General features: G+C 61.6%; 12 protein-coding genes and 1 pseudogene. 6 read left to right on the top strand and 7 right to left on the bottom strand.

The annotated features are described in order from the left end of the window. Nucleotides 1-190: 190 nt before the first annotated feature. Nucleotides 191-2,528: pseudogene (locus AC0L2Z_RS05660) on the top strand (nitrate reductase). Between the two features lie 91 nt (nucleotides 2,529-2,619). Further along, complete coding sequence (locus tag AC0L2Z_RS05665; protein ID WP_473627021.1) at nucleotides 2,620-3,105, top strand: hypothetical protein; 486 nt, start codon at nucleotides 2,620-2,622, stop codon at nucleotides 3,103-3,105. A 28-nt stretch (nucleotides 3,106-3,133) separates the two neighbouring features. Here the strand turns inward: AC0L2Z_RS05665 and AC0L2Z_RS05670 are convergent, their stop codons facing one another. Beyond that, nucleotides 3,134-4,165 carry a hydroxyacid dehydrogenase gene (locus tag AC0L2Z_RS05670; protein ID WP_473627022.1) on the bottom strand — a complete coding sequence of 344 codons (1,032 nt, stop codon included), beginning with the start codon at nucleotides 4,163-4,165 and terminating at the stop codon, nucleotides 3,134-3,136. Nucleotides 4,166-4,427: 262 nt separating this feature from the next. Here AC0L2Z_RS05670 and AC0L2Z_RS05675 point away from each other — a divergent pair, with 262 nt between their 5' ends. Then, a complete protein-coding gene (locus AC0L2Z_RS05675; RefSeq protein ID WP_473627068.1) occupies nucleotides 4,428-5,864 on the top strand; it encodes an aldehyde dehydrogenase family protein in 1,437 nt (478 codons plus the stop codon). A gap of 181 nt (nucleotides 5,865-6,045) precedes the next feature. Here the strand turns inward: AC0L2Z_RS05675 and AC0L2Z_RS05680 are convergent, their stop codons facing one another. The 3 genes from AC0L2Z_RS05680 to AC0L2Z_RS05690 form a co-directional block, all read right to left on the bottom strand. Further along, nucleotides 6,046-7,389, bottom strand: a complete 1,344-nt coding sequence (locus AC0L2Z_RS05680) for a glucoamylase family protein (protein ID WP_473627023.1) — start codon at nucleotides 7,387-7,389, stop codon at nucleotides 6,046-6,048. 51 nt (nucleotides 7,390-7,440) lie between these two features. Further along, nucleotides 7,441-8,193 carry an SDR family NAD(P)-dependent oxidoreductase gene (locus tag AC0L2Z_RS05685; protein ID WP_473627025.1) on the bottom strand — a complete coding sequence of 251 codons (753 nt, stop codon included), beginning with the start codon at nucleotides 8,191-8,193 and terminating at the stop codon, nucleotides 7,441-7,443. Between the two features lie 209 nt (nucleotides 8,194-8,402). Further along, a complete protein-coding gene (locus AC0L2Z_RS05690; protein WP_473627026.1) occupies nucleotides 8,403-9,332 on the bottom strand; it encodes a TIR domain-containing protein in 930 nt (309 codons plus the stop codon). Between the two features lie 460 nt (nucleotides 9,333-9,792). Between AC0L2Z_RS05690 and AC0L2Z_RS05695 the strand changes: the two genes are divergently transcribed. Then, the gene (locus AC0L2Z_RS05695; RefSeq protein ID WP_128168407.1) at nucleotides 9,793-11,055 is read left to right on the top strand and encodes an O-antigen ligase family protein; all 1,263 of its coding nucleotides are present in this window, start codon (nucleotides 9,793-9,795) and stop codon (nucleotides 11,053-11,055) included. A gap of 134 nt (nucleotides 11,056-11,189) precedes the next feature. Here the strand turns inward: AC0L2Z_RS05695 and AC0L2Z_RS05700 are convergent, their stop codons facing one another. From AC0L2Z_RS05700 to AC0L2Z_RS05710, 3 genes are all read right to left on the bottom strand, one after another. Further along, nucleotides 11,190-11,948, bottom strand: coding sequence for a class I SAM-dependent methyltransferase (locus AC0L2Z_RS05700; protein ID WP_077376849.1), 759 nt, complete (start codon nucleotides 11,946-11,948; stop codon nucleotides 11,190-11,192). Between the two features lie 204 nt (nucleotides 11,949-12,152). After that, the gene (locus tag AC0L2Z_RS05705) at nucleotides 12,153-13,379 is read right to left on the bottom strand and encodes a polysaccharide biosynthesis/export family protein (protein ID WP_473627069.1); all 1,227 of its coding nucleotides are present in this window, start codon (nucleotides 13,377-13,379) and stop codon (nucleotides 12,153-12,155) included. Nucleotides 13,380-13,533: 154 nt separating this feature from the next. Then, a complete protein-coding gene (locus AC0L2Z_RS05710) occupies nucleotides 13,534-14,208 on the bottom strand; it encodes a sugar transferase (protein ID WP_473627027.1) in 675 nt (224 codons plus the stop codon). 557 nt (nucleotides 14,209-14,765) lie between these two features. Here AC0L2Z_RS05710 and AC0L2Z_RS05715 point away from each other — a divergent pair. Beyond that, nucleotides 14,766-15,086: an exopolysaccharide production repressor exox gene (locus tag AC0L2Z_RS05715; protein ID WP_245277567.1), complete on the top strand. Its 321-nt coding sequence runs from the start codon at nucleotides 14,766-14,768 to the stop codon at nucleotides 15,084-15,086. Nucleotides 15,087-15,494: 408 nt separating this feature from the next. Then, entirely contained in the window at nucleotides 15,495-16,508 is a 1,014-nt protein-coding gene (locus AC0L2Z_RS05720; protein WP_128244486.1) for a glycosyltransferase family 2 protein, read from the top strand. The last annotated feature ends 112 nt before the right edge of the window (nucleotides 16,509-16,620 follow it).

Consider the following 16,620-nt stretch of genomic DNA (forward strand, 5'->3'; position numbering starts at 1 on the left):
GTGATGTTCTTCGGATGGCCTTGCGGGGGGGGGGGGGGGGGGGGGGGGGGGGGGGGGGGGGGGGGGGGGGGGGGGGCCGGGGGGGAGGCCAACGGCGCCGCCCCGGGGCCGCGGGGGCGGGGGGGGGGGGGGGGGGGGTGGGGGCGGGGGGGGGTGTGGGCGGTTGGCGGGGGGGTGGGGGGGGGTGGCTATGGGCGCCGCTAACGGAGAGGTAACCGTTCGCGGCGACCCTGACCATCCGGCGAATTTCGGCCGGCTCTGTTCCAAGGGCTCAGCGCTGGCCGAGACGATCGACCTAGACGGACGGCTGCTCTATCCGGAGATCCACGGTCGCCGCACGGACTGGGACGAAGCGCTCGACCTCGTCGCCTCGACCTTCTCGCGGACCATCGCCGAGCACGGTCGCGACGCGGTCGCCTTCTACGTCTCCGGTCAGTTGCTGACCGAGGATTATTATGTCGCCAACAAGCTGATGAAAGGCTTCTTCGGCTCGGCCAATATCGACACCAATTCGCGCCTGTGCATGGCCTCGTCGGTTGCCGGCCACCGCCGCGCCTTCGGCTCTGACACGGTGCCGGGCAGCTACGAGGATCTGGAACTCGCCGATCTGATCGTGCTGGTCGGCTCCAATCTCGCCTGGTGCCATCCGGTGCTCTACCAGCGCATTGCCGCTGCCCGGGAAAAACGGCCCGACATGAAGGTGGTACTGGTCGACCCGCGCCGCACGATGACATCAGACATTGCCGACATGCATCTGGCGATCGCGCCCGATGGCGACGTCGCGCTGTTCACAGGGCTGCTCGCCTATCTCGGCCAGCACAACGCGCTGGACCGCACCTATACCACGGCGCACACAACCGGCTTCGGGCAAGCCCTTTTTGCCGCTTCCGCGCTCGACCTTGCCGGCATCGCCGCTGCCACGGACCTCGGCGAGGACGAGCTTGTCCGCTTCTACAGCCTGTTCGCCGCGACGACGAATACCGTGACCGTCTACAGCCAGGGCGTTAACCAGTCGTCCTCGGGCACCGACAAGGTCAACGCCATCATCAACTGTCATCTCGCTACCGGCCGCATCGGCAAGCCCGGCGCCGGACCGTTTTCGGTGACCGGCCAGCCCAACGCCATGGGCGGTCGGGAGGTCGGCGGCCTGGCCAACATGCTGGCCGCCCATATGGAGATCGAAAACCCCGAGCACCGCGACCGCGTGCAGCGGTTCTGGAGTGCGCCGGCCGTCGCCGAAAAGCCCGGTCTGAAGGCGGTCGAGATGTTTCAGGCGGTAGCCGATGGGCGCATCAAGGCGCTGTGGATCATGGCTACCAACCCGGTCGACTCGATGCCGGACGCCGATGCCGTCGAGGCGGCAATCAAGGCCTGCCCGTTTGTCGTGGTGTCGGACGTGTTGGCCAAGACCGACACGGTCCGCCACGCCCACGTCCGGCTGCCCGCCGCCGCATGGGGCGAGAAGGACGGCTCGGTCACCAATTCGGAGCGCCGCATCTCGCGCCAGCGCGCCTTTTTGGCCACGCCCGGAGAGGCAAGGGCCGACTGGTGGATCGTCGCCGAAGTCGCCAAGCGGATGGGTTTTGACGAAGCGTTTTCGCATCCGTCGCCAGCCGATATCTTCGCCGAGCACGCCGCGCTGTCGGCGTTCGAGAATGACGGCGCCGGGAAAAAGCCAGCGGCTGTCGCAGCACCTGGCCGAGCCGTTCGCCGAAATCCACCCGGCGGACGCGCAGCACTTCGGCATTGGCGATGCCGACATCGTCCGCGTCTCAACCGAGCATGGCGAGGTGCTGCTTCGTGCGCTGGTGACGGCGCGGCAGCGGCCAGGCTCGGTCTTCGTGCCGATGCATTGGACGGACCAGTTTTCCGCGCGGGCTCGTGTCGATGCGCTGGTGGCGCCCATCACCGATCCGATTTCAGGACAGCCGGCCTCGAAGAATGTTGCCGCCCGGGTGGAACGCTTCGCTGCCGTCGCGTTCGGCTTCGCGGTGCTTGCCGAACGGCCAGCCTCGATCGACGCCGACTATTGGAGCCTCGCCCGCTGCGCCGCCGGCTGGCGTCTCGAGCTTGCGCTGGAAGCCGACCGGGACTGGCCGGGTTTCGCGGCCTCGCTTTTCGGGGCGGACGCGCCAGGCGAGACGCTCGCCTATCATGATGTCGCCGGCGGGCACTATCGCTTCGCCCGCTTTGCCGGCAGCCGGCTGACTGGCGCGCTCTATCTTGCGCCCAGGCCGGTCGCGGTGTCGCGCGGCTGGGCGGTCGAGCAGTTGAGCGCGGACCATGCCGATCGGCGCGGGCGACTGGCGATCGTGGCGGGGCGGCCGGGCGGCAACAGCGTCGATCGCGGCGCCATCGTCTGCTCCTGTTTCGGGGTCGGCGCCAATCAGATCGCCGAAGCGGTGCGCGGAGGCTGCGTAAGCGTCGAAGCGATCGGCGCCACTTTGCATGCCGGCACCAATTGCGGCTCCTGCCGCGCCGAGATCAGGACCATCATCGAGGCGCGGCGCCTTCACGCGGCGGAGTGAGGGCGTCCAAAGCGCGCCGCGACGCTTACCAGCAATTTACAAACCGTGGGCTACCAACGTCCTTATCCGATTCGTTCCGAGCAGGACCATTATGAGCAAAGCCCTCACTTCATTCGCATTGGTGGCCGTATTGACGGCTTTGCTGATGGCACTCAGCCTGGCGGTGGCCAGGCATGGCTATCCCTTTGGTGCGATTGGCGCAGAACGCCTGGACGACGTCGCCGATGCCGGGACGTTTATCCCGCTCGCGGGCGTGTACTTCTTCAGCGCGCTGCTGATGATGATCCTGCCGATCAGGGTCGCCGGCATCGTCCTGACACATGCCGCGGATGCGATCTTCTGGACAGTCATCGTGTTGTTCGCGGCCATCATTGGCGGCCTCGCCGCCAGATGGGCTTTCGATCGAAGCAATGTCCTGCCGGCACTGCTGAATTGGCGGTTCCTGTTTGTCGTGGCCGTCGTCGGCTGCCATCTCTTCATGAACGAACTGCGCCGCAATATCCTGCTGAGAAGCCTGTTCTTTGTCGTCTTCGCCGCAGCGATGCTCGCCTGCCTGTTCTGGTCGTTCACCATCTGAGAAACTCGCAGCCGCTGGGCCTGACGGCTCAGTTCTTGTCGACCGGCTTCGAGCGCATGCGCGAAACGGTCTCGCGTTCGGCCCGCTTCGAACGCATTGGCGGCAGGCCGCGGTCGATCAGGTCCATGTCTTCCAGCACCATGTCGCCCATGCGCTTGAAAGCGATGTCGAGCGCGCCGGCCCGGTGGGCGGAGCGCAGGAAGCCGGGCAGCGTGCGGACAGGATGATCCTGCGCCAGCGGCTCTTGCGGAAACACATCGCTGGCGGCGACGATGTGACCGCTGCGAACTGCATCCATCAGCGCCGGAAAATCGACCACGCCGGCGCGGCTGAGCAGGATGAAGGCGGCTCCTTTGCGCATCCTGGCAAAGGCTTCAGTGCCGAGAAAACCCTGGTTTTCGCTGGTCACCGAAGCGACGACGAAGACGAAATCGCTACTCGACAAAACCGTGTCGAGGGAAGCCGGCTCGACGCCGTTCTCGATCAGGATCGAGGGCGGCAGCCACGGATCGAAGACCTTGGTCCGCGTGCGAAAGCCCGACAGCAGCCGGTTGAGCGCACGGCCGAGATCGCCGAAGCCGATGATACCGACATCCGCGCCGGAGAGAAGCCGCGCCGCCCGGTTACCCTCGCCGCCCCACAGCTCCTTGCCCTGACGAAACGCAAGATCGGCGTCGACGATGTCGCGGGCGAGGTTGAGCGCCATGGCAAGACCGAGCTCGGCCACCGGCTCGGCAAACACCATGCCGGTGGTGACGACATGGATGCCGCGCGAAAACAGCGTTTCATACGGCATGTTGTTGATGAGGTTGCTCTCGACATTGAAGACACAACGCAGCACTGTCAACCTTTCCAGCGTCTCCGGCGCGATCGGCGGCTGGCCGACGATGTAGCGCGCCTCCGCGAGCACATCGTGTGGCAGGGCCGCGACGCCTTCTGGCGACGTTTCGACGATACGGTATCTGGCGCGGAATCTCGCCAGTGCCTCGGGCGTGAAAATCAGGTCGAGCGTGCGTGGCTCGGGCGCGCTGATCACCAGGGGCAACGCGCTGTCGGACATGGCAGCCTCCTCCTGGCGCGATCCGCGTCGCGCCGCACTAGAATCATGGTTTACCACCTCGACACCCAAGCAGGCTTGCCGGGCTTCGCCTGCCGGGTTTGTGTTTGTCGCAGGTTTTTATCGGAAAACCATCGAACACTTTTCCGAAATCTGCTTAGCACATGCCTGTCGAGGAGCAGAACTTTGCCGCTGGCGGCCTTGCGGTGTGGCGGCTGGTGGTCCAGATAGACGGCAATCGAAGGACAAGGAAGACAGCGACATGATCCCGTTTCGAAAGAACCTCATCGATGGCGAGTGGGTGGGCGATGCCGGCTCCCGCAACATCAACCCTTCCAATCTCGACGACGTGGTCGGCGAATATGCGTCGGGCGACGCCGAGCAGGCGCGGCAGGCCATCGCGGCGGCGAAAGCGGCATTTCCTGCGTGGTCCCGATCGGGCTTGCTTGCACGCCATGCGGTGCTGAGGAAGGCGTCGGACGAGATCACCGCGCGGAAAGATGAAATCGGCCGGGCGTTGGCGCGCGAGGAGGGCAAGACGCTGGTCGAGGGAATTGGCGAAACCGTGCGGGCCGCCCAGATATTCGATTTCTTTGCTGGTGAGACGCTGCGCCTGTCGGGCGAGCTGGTTCCAAGCGTGCGGCCCGGCGTCGGTGTCGAGATCACACGCGAAGCGGTCGGCGTCGTCGGCATCATCACACCGTGGAATTTCCCGATCGCCATCCCGGCGTGGAAGATCGCTCCTGCCCTGGCCTACGGCAACACCATCGTCTTCAAGCCGGCCGAGCTGGTTCCGGAGAGCGCCTGGACCATTGTCGACATATTGCACCGCGCCGGCCTGCCTAAGGGTGTGCTCAATCTCGTCATGGGCAAGGGTTCGGTAGTCGGCCAGGCCATGCTCGACAGCCCTGACCTCAATGCCATCACCTTCACCGGCTCGGTCGGCACCGGCAAGCGCGTGGCTGCCGCCAGCGTCGAGCACATGCGCAAGTACCAGCTCGAAATGGGCGGCAAGAACCCGCTCGTCGTGCTCGACGATGCAGACCTTGCCGTCGCCGTCGACTGCGCGATCAATGGCGCATATTTCTCGACCGGCCAGCGCTGCACGGCGTCGTCCCGCCTGGTCGTGACGAACGGCATCCATGACCGCTTCGTCGATGCGATGAAGGATCGCCTCGCCAAGCTGGTCGTCGGCGACGCCCTCGATGCGAAAACCCAGATCGGACCCGTCGTCGACCAGAGCCAGTTGAAACAGGACGAAGACTATATCGCCATCGGCCGCCAGGAAGGCGCCGATCTCGCCTTCGGCGGCGAGCGGCTCGATCGCGAAACCCGCGGCTTCTACCTGCAACCGGCGCTGTTCACGCAAGCCACCAACGCCATGCGCATTTCACGCGAGGAGATTTTTGGGCCGGTCGCCAACGTCATCCGCGTCAAGGACTATGACGAGGCCTTGGCGATGGCCAACGACACGCCGTTCGGGCTGACGTCGGGCATCTGCACCTCGAGCCTCAAGCACGCCACGCATTTCAAGCGCAACTCGGAGGCCGGCATGGTGATGGTCAATCTGCCGACGGCGGGCGTTGACTTCCACGTGCCTTTCGGCGGACGCAAGGGATCGAGCTACGGCCCGCGCGAGCAAGGCCGCTACGCAGCGGAATTCTACACTACGGTAAAGACCGCCTACACGTTCGCCGGCTAAGTAAATCAAGCCAGACGAAATCGAACGGCCTTCCCGGCGGGCGCGAGTTGCCGGGAAGGCGAACTTTTTCGCGGCCGAAACGACAGCGACCACTGGGCGCTAATGCATGTCGCGCACATGCATGAAACAGCAACCTAAAGCGCGTCGCAGGAGGCCGGTCAAACGCGGCGCGTTTTAGCCGTCATTCAGCAGGGTCCTTGCGAGAAGGGCTCGCCGGCTGCGACAGCCAGCCGCCGGAGAACCCGGCCTTGCACAGGCCGCGACGGATATGCGGGCTCGACCGCATCAGCTCCCAGATCAGCCGCGAGCGGTGGTTTTCAATCATCAGCACGGCGATGCCTTGGTCCAGTCCATAGTGCGCATCCGATATCCAGCCGCTCGGCCCGAACTTCCGCCGGTTCGCCAGCGTCGGGTTGAAGCCGCTCGGCATCCTGAAACCGTCGACCACCTCAGGGTGGCGTTCTCTGAGGTGGCGCAGCGCAGGCAGGCAGATTTCCGGTGCGAAGGGCAGCGATGCGAGATACGACCACGGCGCAATCGTTCCGTCATCGGGGCCGAACGGTGCGCCACGCGCCGCATAGCCGGAAAATTTGCGCGGCCGCCGCTCGATCCGCGCGCGGAATTTGCCGGGTCCGTCACCCGCCGAAAGTCCCCAAAGTGCTTCGCCGTAGCCGTCATAGCCAGAGGGGTTGTGCCGCGCATAGGCCCGGTGAAGGTAGGTCGCGCGGCGGCTGTTTTCGAAATAGTCCGAGTTCTTGTCCCGCATGAACGCATCCCGGATGCCATCGAAGTCGATCCAGGCATGCGAGAATTGGTGCATGAACAGCGGGCCGCCATAGAGCACGTCGTAGCCGTAGATGTTTTCCCACTGATATGTCGCCGTCCAGCCGGCATAGCTGTCGTCCGAGGCGGGTTTGTCGGGGGCGGCCATTGCCAGGACGTAAAGGATCGTCGCTTCGTTGTAGCCTTCCCAGCCATAACGCAGAAAACCGCTCTTCGGCTTCCAGCCCTGTCGCAAGATCGGTCTGCTGCCTTGAATCCATCGCCAGTCGACGCGTCGGTAGAGCATTTCCGCCAGCTCGCGGATTTCGGTTTCGTCGTCAGTGTCGCCTGTGAAATAGGCGCCAGCCGTGAGCACGCCGGCCATCAGCAGCGCCGTGTCAACCACTGACAACTCGCATCGCCAGGCGCGCAGGCCGGTCCGCATGTCGAGGAAATGGTAGTAAAAGCCTTTGTGGCCGGTGACGTCGTCGCCATCGCCTTGCCGGCTGTTCCAGAAGAAACGCAGTGCGGCAAGCGTCAGGTTCACGGCTGCGTCTCGTGCTATCCAGCCGCGCTCGACCCCGACCGGATAGCAGGACAGGGCGAAGCCGACGACCGCGATGCTTGCCGGCCAATTTGGCCGCGACGTGTCGGCAACCAGTCCGTTTTCCGCATTCACGGTTTCCAGAAAATAGCCGAAGGCGGCGCGCTGGAAGCGGTCGAGCAGTTCTTCGTCGGACTGTGGAGGTTCGATCCTAAGCAAACGACGGGAACTCCAGTCTGGCGTCCGTGGTTGCAAATCGTTCCAGTTGCTTCAATAGGTCGCCCGGCCGCCGGAAACGTCGAAAACGGCAGCCGTCGTAAAGGAACATTCCTCGGAAGCGATCCACGAGATCAGCGCCGCCACCTCCTCGACCTCGCCAAACCGCGCCATTGGTATTTTCGACAGCATGAAATCGATGTGCTGCTGGCTCATCTGCTGGAAGATCGCGGTGCGCACCGCTGCCGGCGTGACGCAGTTCACCGTCACCTTGGTCTTCGCCAGTTCCTTGCCCAGCGACTTGGTCAGGCCGATCACCGCCGCCTTGGAGGTGCTGTAGGCAGAGGCATTCGGGTTTCCCTCCTTGCCGGCGATCGAAGCGATGTTGACGATCCTGCCGTAATTGCGCTCGAGCATGTGCGGAACCAGCGCCTTGTTGCAGTAGAAGACGCCGTTGATGTTGATGTCGATGACCCGATGCCAATCCTCCACCGAATAGTCCCAGGTCGTCATGTTCGGTCCGGTGATGGCCGCGCTGGTGACCAGGATATCGACCGCGCCAAGGGCTTCGATCGTCTGCCGGGCGGCCTGTGCGACCGCTACAGGATCGGCGACGTCGACGGTCACGCCGTGCAAGTCGGCGATGACAGCCTTGGCCTGCTCGATCTGGGTGGAGTTGCGATCCCAGACGCAAACGCGCCCGCCCTCTTCAACGATTCGTTGCGCGACGGCCAGGCCGATGCCTGAGGCGCCACCGGTGACCACGGCCGATCGTCCGGCAAACCGTCCCGCAAAACGCATTGGCATATGGTCTCCCTCATTTGCCCGCCCCGACGGGCGCTGGCGACACCGCCGGCGGCGAATGTGAAGTCAACAGCGGAGAAGTTCAAGCCGGGGACTGGAGCCTCGAACAGGTTCATGGCGGGCCAGAAGCAGGCGGTTGAGAGCCGCTCTTGGCTATACGACCTGTCCATTCGATGCTGCCGTCGCTGCAAGGCGACTTCCACGCGCACAGTTCAAACGTTCTTGATCGACTTCCAATGGCTCAGCCGCTCCGCGATCAACTCCACCCGTCGCTGGTTGTCGCGCCCGTCCAGGATGCTCAAGTCCTCCGGTTCGGCGCGCAAGTAGACGCCTGAGGTGCGCGCGTTCAGTTTTGGCTGTGTGTCGGCGCGTGTGGTAAAGTACCCGGACGCGCGATCGGCGGACTCCAGCCGGATCTCTCCCGTCCCGTACAACTGCGACGCGTCCGCATCCAAGGGCCGTTCTCCATTCCAAAAGTAGAAGATGCCGGCAGGCTCCTTTCTCTCCTTTACCGCCTCGCTCCAGTATCTGGCTGACAGGCTGCCATTCTCTTGCCATGAGCGGCCGGCCAACTCCAGCGCACCATCGCGGTCTCGCGAGATACGCAGGAGGCTCACGGCGGAAGGTTCCTTTACGGTCCGCTCCGACAGGGAAAACTGCCACCAAAGGCCCTCTATTCGGGCGACGCGGCCTTCATTTTCAATAGCTTTTCGCAGCTTTTGGTTGACCGCTCTCATCTCCGCGGCGGTCGCCGCTTCGCCATACCTCACGGATGTCAGGCCCAGGAGATCGCTTGGAAGCTTGGAACCGTTGGCATGAAGGATAAACGTTCGGCGCATTCCAAGGACTCCGCCAAAAAGGCCGGCTTCGAAGACGACATTGTCTCGCGGAGAAGCTTGAGCGGATACAGAAGCAGATGATGCTGGCAGGCTTACACTCGTCCAGTCGTCCTGGGCGAAGACGAAAGCGGCGAAGTCGACCTCACGCGTAAGCTCGAGGAGGCGCCCCAGGGTGGTTGTCCCCGGATTGAAGGACGTCGTCCAGGGTTCCACATGCGCGATCTCTTCAAGACCGCGTGTCAGCGCCTGCAGCAGTTTTTTCTGCTTCCCCGAGGAGCCCAGGAAGATTCGAGGTTTGTCCATCCGTTTGCTCCAACCCAGCAGACCGGGGACGACCAGGGCCTGCCAGTTGTTGGTGTGGCCATCGTCTGGTTGCCCCCGAGATAGCGTACGCGGAGGGCCTCATTCATTGCAACGGATGCAACGAATGCCGACTGCCATTTTTCGGTCCGGTGCTGAAAAGAACTGCAAAAACAGTTCCGCGCGGTGGTGATGCCGAGCCTCGCGTTAAATGCGGCGGCGATGGTTTTTGACGGCGCCGAAGGCGATGCTCAGCCCTGCGCCGGAATGTTCGGCTTCTTGCCGCACGCACCGCCTGTCGTGGCCTTTTGCCGCCGTCCCGGGGCGCCTTAGGACTGTTTTTGCCTGATTTGGGTGACACGCTGCGGGGGATGGGTTATATTGCAGTGCACAATAGAAGCGTTCGCGCATGGCGCGGCGGCGAATCGGCATTGAACTGCATGGACGGGAATTCGCTACCGAGATGAAGATTCCAAAATCTCTGTTGGTCGACCCGGAGAAGAGCACGGTCTACGGCGCATTTGCTGTTGCCATCTCCATTTGGGCGTTCTCCTACTCCTCGGTTTTCGGCCCGATCCTGATCCTGGCCTATTATGCGGTCTGGCTTCCCCTGGTTCTGGTAGACTACCGGCGGCTGTTGCGGCATGCCTCCAGCGCGTGGCTGCCGTTGGCGTTTGCATTCTATGTCTGCCTCTCGGTGTTCTGGTCGGATGCCCCCGGCATCACGTTGAGGACGTCAATCCAGTATTGCTCCCATATCGCCTGCGCCTACATCGCTGCGCGCACCGTCAGCGTCCGGACGTTGACGATAGGCTCACTGATCGGGATTTTTGTCGTCCTGCTCTATTCGCTCAAGGTCGGGGGATATTCCTATGATATGCTCGACGGGACGTACAATTTCGTCGGCGCATTCAGCTCCAAGAACCAGCTCGGCTTTGTCGCCTCCCTTGGCATCTATTTTTGCATTGTCTTCCTGGTCTTTCTCAGGCGCGGCCGGATAAGCTTTATCCTGACGGCGCCCATCTTCGTCCTATCGGCCTATCTTCTGATCATGGCGCATTCCGCCACCTCGACGGCTTCGATACCGGCAGTTCTCGCTCTGGTGGCTCTGCTTGCCATGGCCAAGAAGCTTCCACTCCGCTACCGACGGGTGATTTTCGTGGTCGGCGCATGCGGGCTGGTCGTGGTCACCGCGGTTGCCTTTGCAGGACTTCTGGATTTCGTCCTTGGCGCCTTCGGAAAGGATTCCACCCTCACCGGACGGACCTATCTCTGGGAGCAGGGCTGGGAAGCGGCGCAGCAGGCGCCAGTCCTCGGCGTCGGCTACGCGGCCTATTGGGTGCAGGGGTTCGCCGAGGCCGAGCGGCTTTGGAACGAATTCTACATCACCACCCGAAGCGGCTTCCACTTCCACAACACCTATATCGAAGCCCTCGTCGAGCTAGGTTATGTCGGGGCGACGATGATTTCGCTGATCATCGTGCGCACGCTATGGGGCCATATATCGGCCCTGATATTCAGGACATGGCAAGCCGAGTCGGTGATTCTTGGCGGCGTGATGGTGCTTCTGCTCATCCGGTCCTTCGTTGAGATCGACACCTTCAACCCCTACATCATGGGCTCCTTCCTCCTGTATTACAGCTACTTCAGGCTGGTCAGGGTGCATGTCGCCCGTCCCAGATGGACCGCGGCCGACCTCGCGGAACCAGAAACCGCGGGGCGCTAAGCAAAGGGCTAAAATATTACCTTGATTTTTGGTGCCGCGCACAAAAACGCCGCCTGACAGCACCAAGGCCAAGCATCATTTCATCTCACAGGCAGCAGGCGAGCCTCGCCCGAGTTGGGTTTGCTGCCTATTGATCAGGCCCTGAGGGTCAGGAGCGCATACCATGCGAACCGCTTCACAAAGGGAAGCGTCAAAAGTACTGAATCGACAGCTTTGCCAACTTTGTAGACGGTCTCCGAGATGGTTCGCGGCATCAGCGCGCTTCCTACGGAGCACAGGCCGAAATAGTCCACCTGGACATTGCTGAAATAGCGGCGGGCCAAAGCGAAGTCCGAAATTAGCAAGGGATGTTCATCAGCGGTGCGGATGAGGGGTGTCCGATTTCTGTAGGCATTCAGGAGCGGATTGTGTCCCATCGGCTCGTAGAAGGACGCCACGCCGTTCGGCTTCAGGACACGGACCACATCGGAAAAACACCGGTCCAGGTCCAGGTGATGGATGATCCCGCGTCCATACACCAGGTCGAACTTGTTGTCCTCGAACGACATGGCTTCCGCATTCATCGCCAGGAATGTAGCGTTCGTGCTTCCAAGCGTGCTCGCCCGTTCGTTCGCCTTGTTTACTGCTACATCCGAAATATCGATCCCCGTCAGAGATCGGCAAAGATCGGGCAGGTGCAGGGAATGCAGAGACCACCCCCCATCGGAGCAACCGTACTCGAGCACGTCTGCGTTTTTCGAAAGCCGTTTTATCTGCTCGTCTTGACGTTCAGCGCCGTGACGAATTGTTCGATACCACTTGTCCAGGCTTCCTCTTGGATCCTCCTCCTGACTGAATCTGAGATTGTGAAATTCTCTTTCTCGACTGACGATTTCGTCCCTTTCACTGTGCATGACGAAGTCCTCCTCGGATTTAAGTTGCAACTAAAGCACAACATCTCCTTGCGCTGCAATTACTCACGTCCCGAGTTGGCGGTAGGCCAGCTTGTCGGGGCGGCGAGCACAGTGTCGACGAGTTCAAGGTCGAACTCGTCCGGGTCGAACTCCTTGCAGATCGAATCTGTACGGCGCGGTCGGATCGGCCGATCGCTCCAATGCCTACTGGCTTGCCATTGGCACCAGCTTCACCTTGATCACGTCCCCAGGCAGCACGGGCGTATCTTCGCTGGCAGCGATTTCGCTGGTCTTGCCGTCGACAACCCGAACCAGGCCAAACGACATCGTTGGCTCTTCGCCGTCGCGATAGCGTTGTAGCGCCGGGCTCCCCGACATGGCTTCGGCCATCAGGCCGGTGTGCATGTTCATCTTGAGCATTGTTTCGCTGAGATCGGCTTCTGCCTGTTGCCGGCCGGTGGCGAGATCCGCATTCTGGGTGTTCTCCAGGTCGATGGCGTCCTGGTCGGCCTTGCTGATCGACTGCCTGGCGGTGAGGATAGCCGTTTCGTAATCCAAGATTTTTCCTTCCAGGTCGGCGATCGTTTGCTGCGAAGTCAGAACCCGAGTGTTGACGACAAGGCCCTTTTGCGCAAGCGAACCGATGCCGCTGAGCTGTTCCTTTGCCAGGTCGACCTGCCGCTGCTGGTTGACGATCTTTTTCTGCAGCGAATCGATCTCGCTCTGCAATAGCTTCTTCAAATCGTCGAGCGCCTGAAGGCGCAGTTTGAGATTCTTTTGATCGGCCGTCAGGATCGCCATCTCGTCGGCAACGATGCTTGCCAGCTTCGGATCCTCGGCCACCTCCTTCGGCACGTCGAATGTCGGCTTGTCGGCAATCTGCGCTTCGATGCGCGCGCGCCGAACGATCAGTCGGACCCGTTGGTCCTGGAGAACGTCAAACTCGCCCTTGGCGTTGATTATGTCGCGGGCGTACCGCTGTCCTTCGGGGGCCCGCCGGACGCCGCCGGCGATGCTCATCGCCCTCAGGACGGTCAGGCCGGGCACGTAGGGATACTGGCCCGGCGTCTGGACCTCCCCGGAAATGTAGAACGGCCTGTACTGCGCCATTTCGACGGAGGCTTCCGGCCGGTCGGCCAGAGCGAGCTTGCGCTGGAGCGCCTGGCTGATCGCTGCCGCGATCTCGGATGTGGTCTTGCCGGATGCCGGCATTTCGCCGGCGAACGGCACGGACAATGTTCCAGACGGGCCGACCGTGTATTCTCCGTTGACGGCCGTCCAGTCGCGGAACGTGCCTTCAACGGTCTGCCATTCGGCCACGCGGATGGTCAGCTTGTCCTGGGATCCAAGCCGGTACTCGTCGGCCGCGGCGAGTTGGGGAACGGCGAGCGCCAGCGCGAGGCAAGTGGTCTTAAGCCGCATCCGTCGCATGCGATTGCTAACCGTGCCGGCCCAGGAGATGTCGAAGATGTTTGTTTTCAACTGTACGTTTTCCGATTCGCTCTAGCCCGGCCCGATGAAGCTTGCTGCAGAATGCTTGGCGTCTGGACAGTCACTCCTCCGCACACAACCGGCTCCCGGCCCGTCAATAGCAGCCCCGCGACATCCAGACGGCAGGCACGGTCTTGATGATAATGCGAATGTCCTCGAACAGCGACCAGTTCTCGACATAGTGGCGATCGAATGCGACGCGGCTGTCATAGGAAACGTCATTGCGGCCGCTGACCTGCCAGAGCCCGGTCAGGCCAGGGCGCGATTTCAGGTAATAGACGGCCGAACTGCCATAGATTTCGAGCTCGTCGCGCACCACCGGGCGAGGACCGACAAGGCTCATGTCACCCTGAAGGATATTGATGATCTGCGGCAGTTCATCGAGGCTGAGCTTCCTCAGCACGGCCCCGACACGCGTGACGCGTGGATCGTTCTTGAGCTTGCGGGTGGCTATCCATTCGGCCTTGGCCTCCGGGTTGGCGGCAAGGTATGCCGCCAGCACCTGTTCGCCTTTCTGTACCATAGTCCGAAACTTGAGGCACGGGAAAATCCGTCCTCCCCGCCCGATCCGGCTGTGACCGTAGAAAATCGGGCCGCCGTCGGAAAACTTGACAAGCAGCGCGACCATCACAAACAGCGGACTGAGAGCAACCAGGCCAATCAGTGAACCGGCGATATCGAAGCTGCGTTTAAGCAGGCCGCCGATTGGTGGAAAGTCGATACCGGCCTGCGGAAAATTCGCGTCGGCCGGCTTGGCTACGTCCCTCATGCGTAAACTCCATACGTTGAACGGATGGTTTGCCGCACGATATCAAAAAAATGCTGCATCGCAACACACAATTCGTTGAGCGCCTGAAATAATCGCGTCATGCATTGGTTAAATAATAAACCGATCCTGCGCAAATTTTGGCCTTTTATGGCGCGTTCATGACAAATTATGGGCAACCTTAAAAAATTTAGTGCCTTTTTGAGGCTGATTTTGGGCGCATCGCTCTTTGTGCCGCGTGCTTGAGAAATATCGCGCTGTAGCTTTGTAAAATATAGCGCGCTGTTATAATAAAATACTGGTTAATATTGTTGTTCTTACTGAAGTGAGTCCAGACCGGGTGATTGGTCGTGATACCGGGGTGTGCGTCGCAACATGGCAGAGTCGATCCCCCGAACTTATGCAAAATAATCTGCGGCTGGCCTTGCCCGCTATTGCACACCTTAATAGAGTTGCAAATTGTTTCTGTCAGAGTATGGACAGCGTGGGAAGGCTGGAAGCAACCGGCCAAAAAAAAGCGGGTGGCCTCAACCAGCTCGCATGGCGAAGGGAGGCTCGGGATGGTCAATCATCGATTTTTGCCCGAGCAGGTTGACGGGCTGTCGGGTATGTCGCTACCAAAATTCATTATCGGCATGATTTTCGCGCTGGCGATCGTGGTCGCCTGGTCTTATCTCGACGGCGCTTCGCTAGGCGCAACGCTACTTCGCGCTATAGCCTGCGCCATTGTCATTCAATTGGGCTACTTTCTGCTCGTTTTCGCCATGGTTGCCAGAAATACCCCGACGTCGGCTGACAAGATTCGCGACGTCGAACGAAGGCTGAGTTCGACCGAAGCGGCCGATGGCGAGAAGTTCAGTGCCAGGAGAAGCCTCCACTGACCTGACGGCAGGTAGCGTCGGGGTCCCTGGCGCACTGCTCGCCCGACAGCATCCTGGGCAACCGACTTGTGATTTCCCCTTCAGCCTCGGATCCTCTGACTCGGCCACCACTGCCTAAACCCTGTCGATCGACCTGGTGATCAGCGATTCGAGTGCGCTGACCCCATCCAGAATGCGCAGGGACGGTGTGCGAAGCGGCCCGCCTATCCGCTGGCATTTCACCGCCCGTCGATTTGCGCCATGACGACCCCGAAAGGAAAGACTGGACGGAGCGTGTGATTTTCACGATGCTTCGCACTCGCAGCATAAGCGCCGGCTGATGTTTCGTACAGCCGCGCAGTCAGTGAGAACGAGAGCTGCATTGGGGGAGAAAATTCGGAGCTACCTGTGCAGTCGAGAGGCGAATTGATGACAGAACCGGAAGTCTGCGTGATCATTGCTGCTCGCAACGCGGCGCGGACAATTGCGGTTGCCATCGCATCGGCCTTGCGCGAGCCGGAGGTGGCCGAAGTCGTCGTCGTCGATGACGCCTCCACTGACGATACCGCGAAAGTCGTTCGGGCGGCCGACGATGGCAGCGGCAGGCTTTCCGTCATCCGGCTCGACGTCAACGGCGGTCCTTCCTTGGCCCGCAACGCCGCGATCGCCAGCTCCAAATCGCCGTTCATCAGCATTCTGGACGCCGACGATTTTTTTCTCGAGGGCAGATTTCGCGAGTTGTTCGCCAGCGCCGATTGGGATTTCGCTGCCGACAACATCATGATGATCAGGGACGATGCGGCGACCGACGTTTCGAAAATCACCGCTCCGCGGTTTGCGGCCGATCCGGAATTTCTCGATTTCGAGCGCTTCATCGAAGGCAACATCTCCAGTCGTCGTGTGCAGAGAGGTGAGTTGGGTTTCCTCAAGCCGGTGATCAGCCGCGCTTTTCTGGACCGGCATGGGCTGCGCTATGACGAAAACCTGCGGCTGGGCGAAGACTATGAACTCTACGCGCGCGCAGTTGCTTGCGGGGCGCGCTTCAAGGTCATCAGGTCCTGCGGCTACGGAGCGATCGTTCGCGCGGATTCGCTGAGCGGCCAGCACAGGACGCAGGATCTCAAGCGTCTGGCCGACGCGGATCTGGCGCTGCTGGCGATCGACAGTTTGCCGGAAGGCTCCAAGGCCGTGCTCAGAAAGCACGAACGGCAGGTGCGCGACAAATATCGGTTGCGAAACTTCCTCGACGTGAAGAACGAGAGAGGGCTGACAGCGGCTGCGGCCTACGCCCTGGCCAGCCAATCCAATCTCATCCCCATCGTTCGCGGCGTGGCCGCCGACAAGCTGGATGCGCTGTTTCGCCGCGCCGGCTTTGGCTCGAAACAGCCTGTGCCGTCGCGGCGCTTTCTCATGGCCGCAACCAGCCCGGTCGGCGAGGCTTGAGCTGGTCCGCCGGCGCGCCACACCGATCATGTCAACAGGTCCTTACCCTGCCTTAAAACGATGCGAATTTCCGATTCGCCGCACTAGGTGGTTGCCTACTCGCTTTGGGAAT

This window comes from Mesorhizobium sp. WSM4850, from assembly GCF_055811735.1.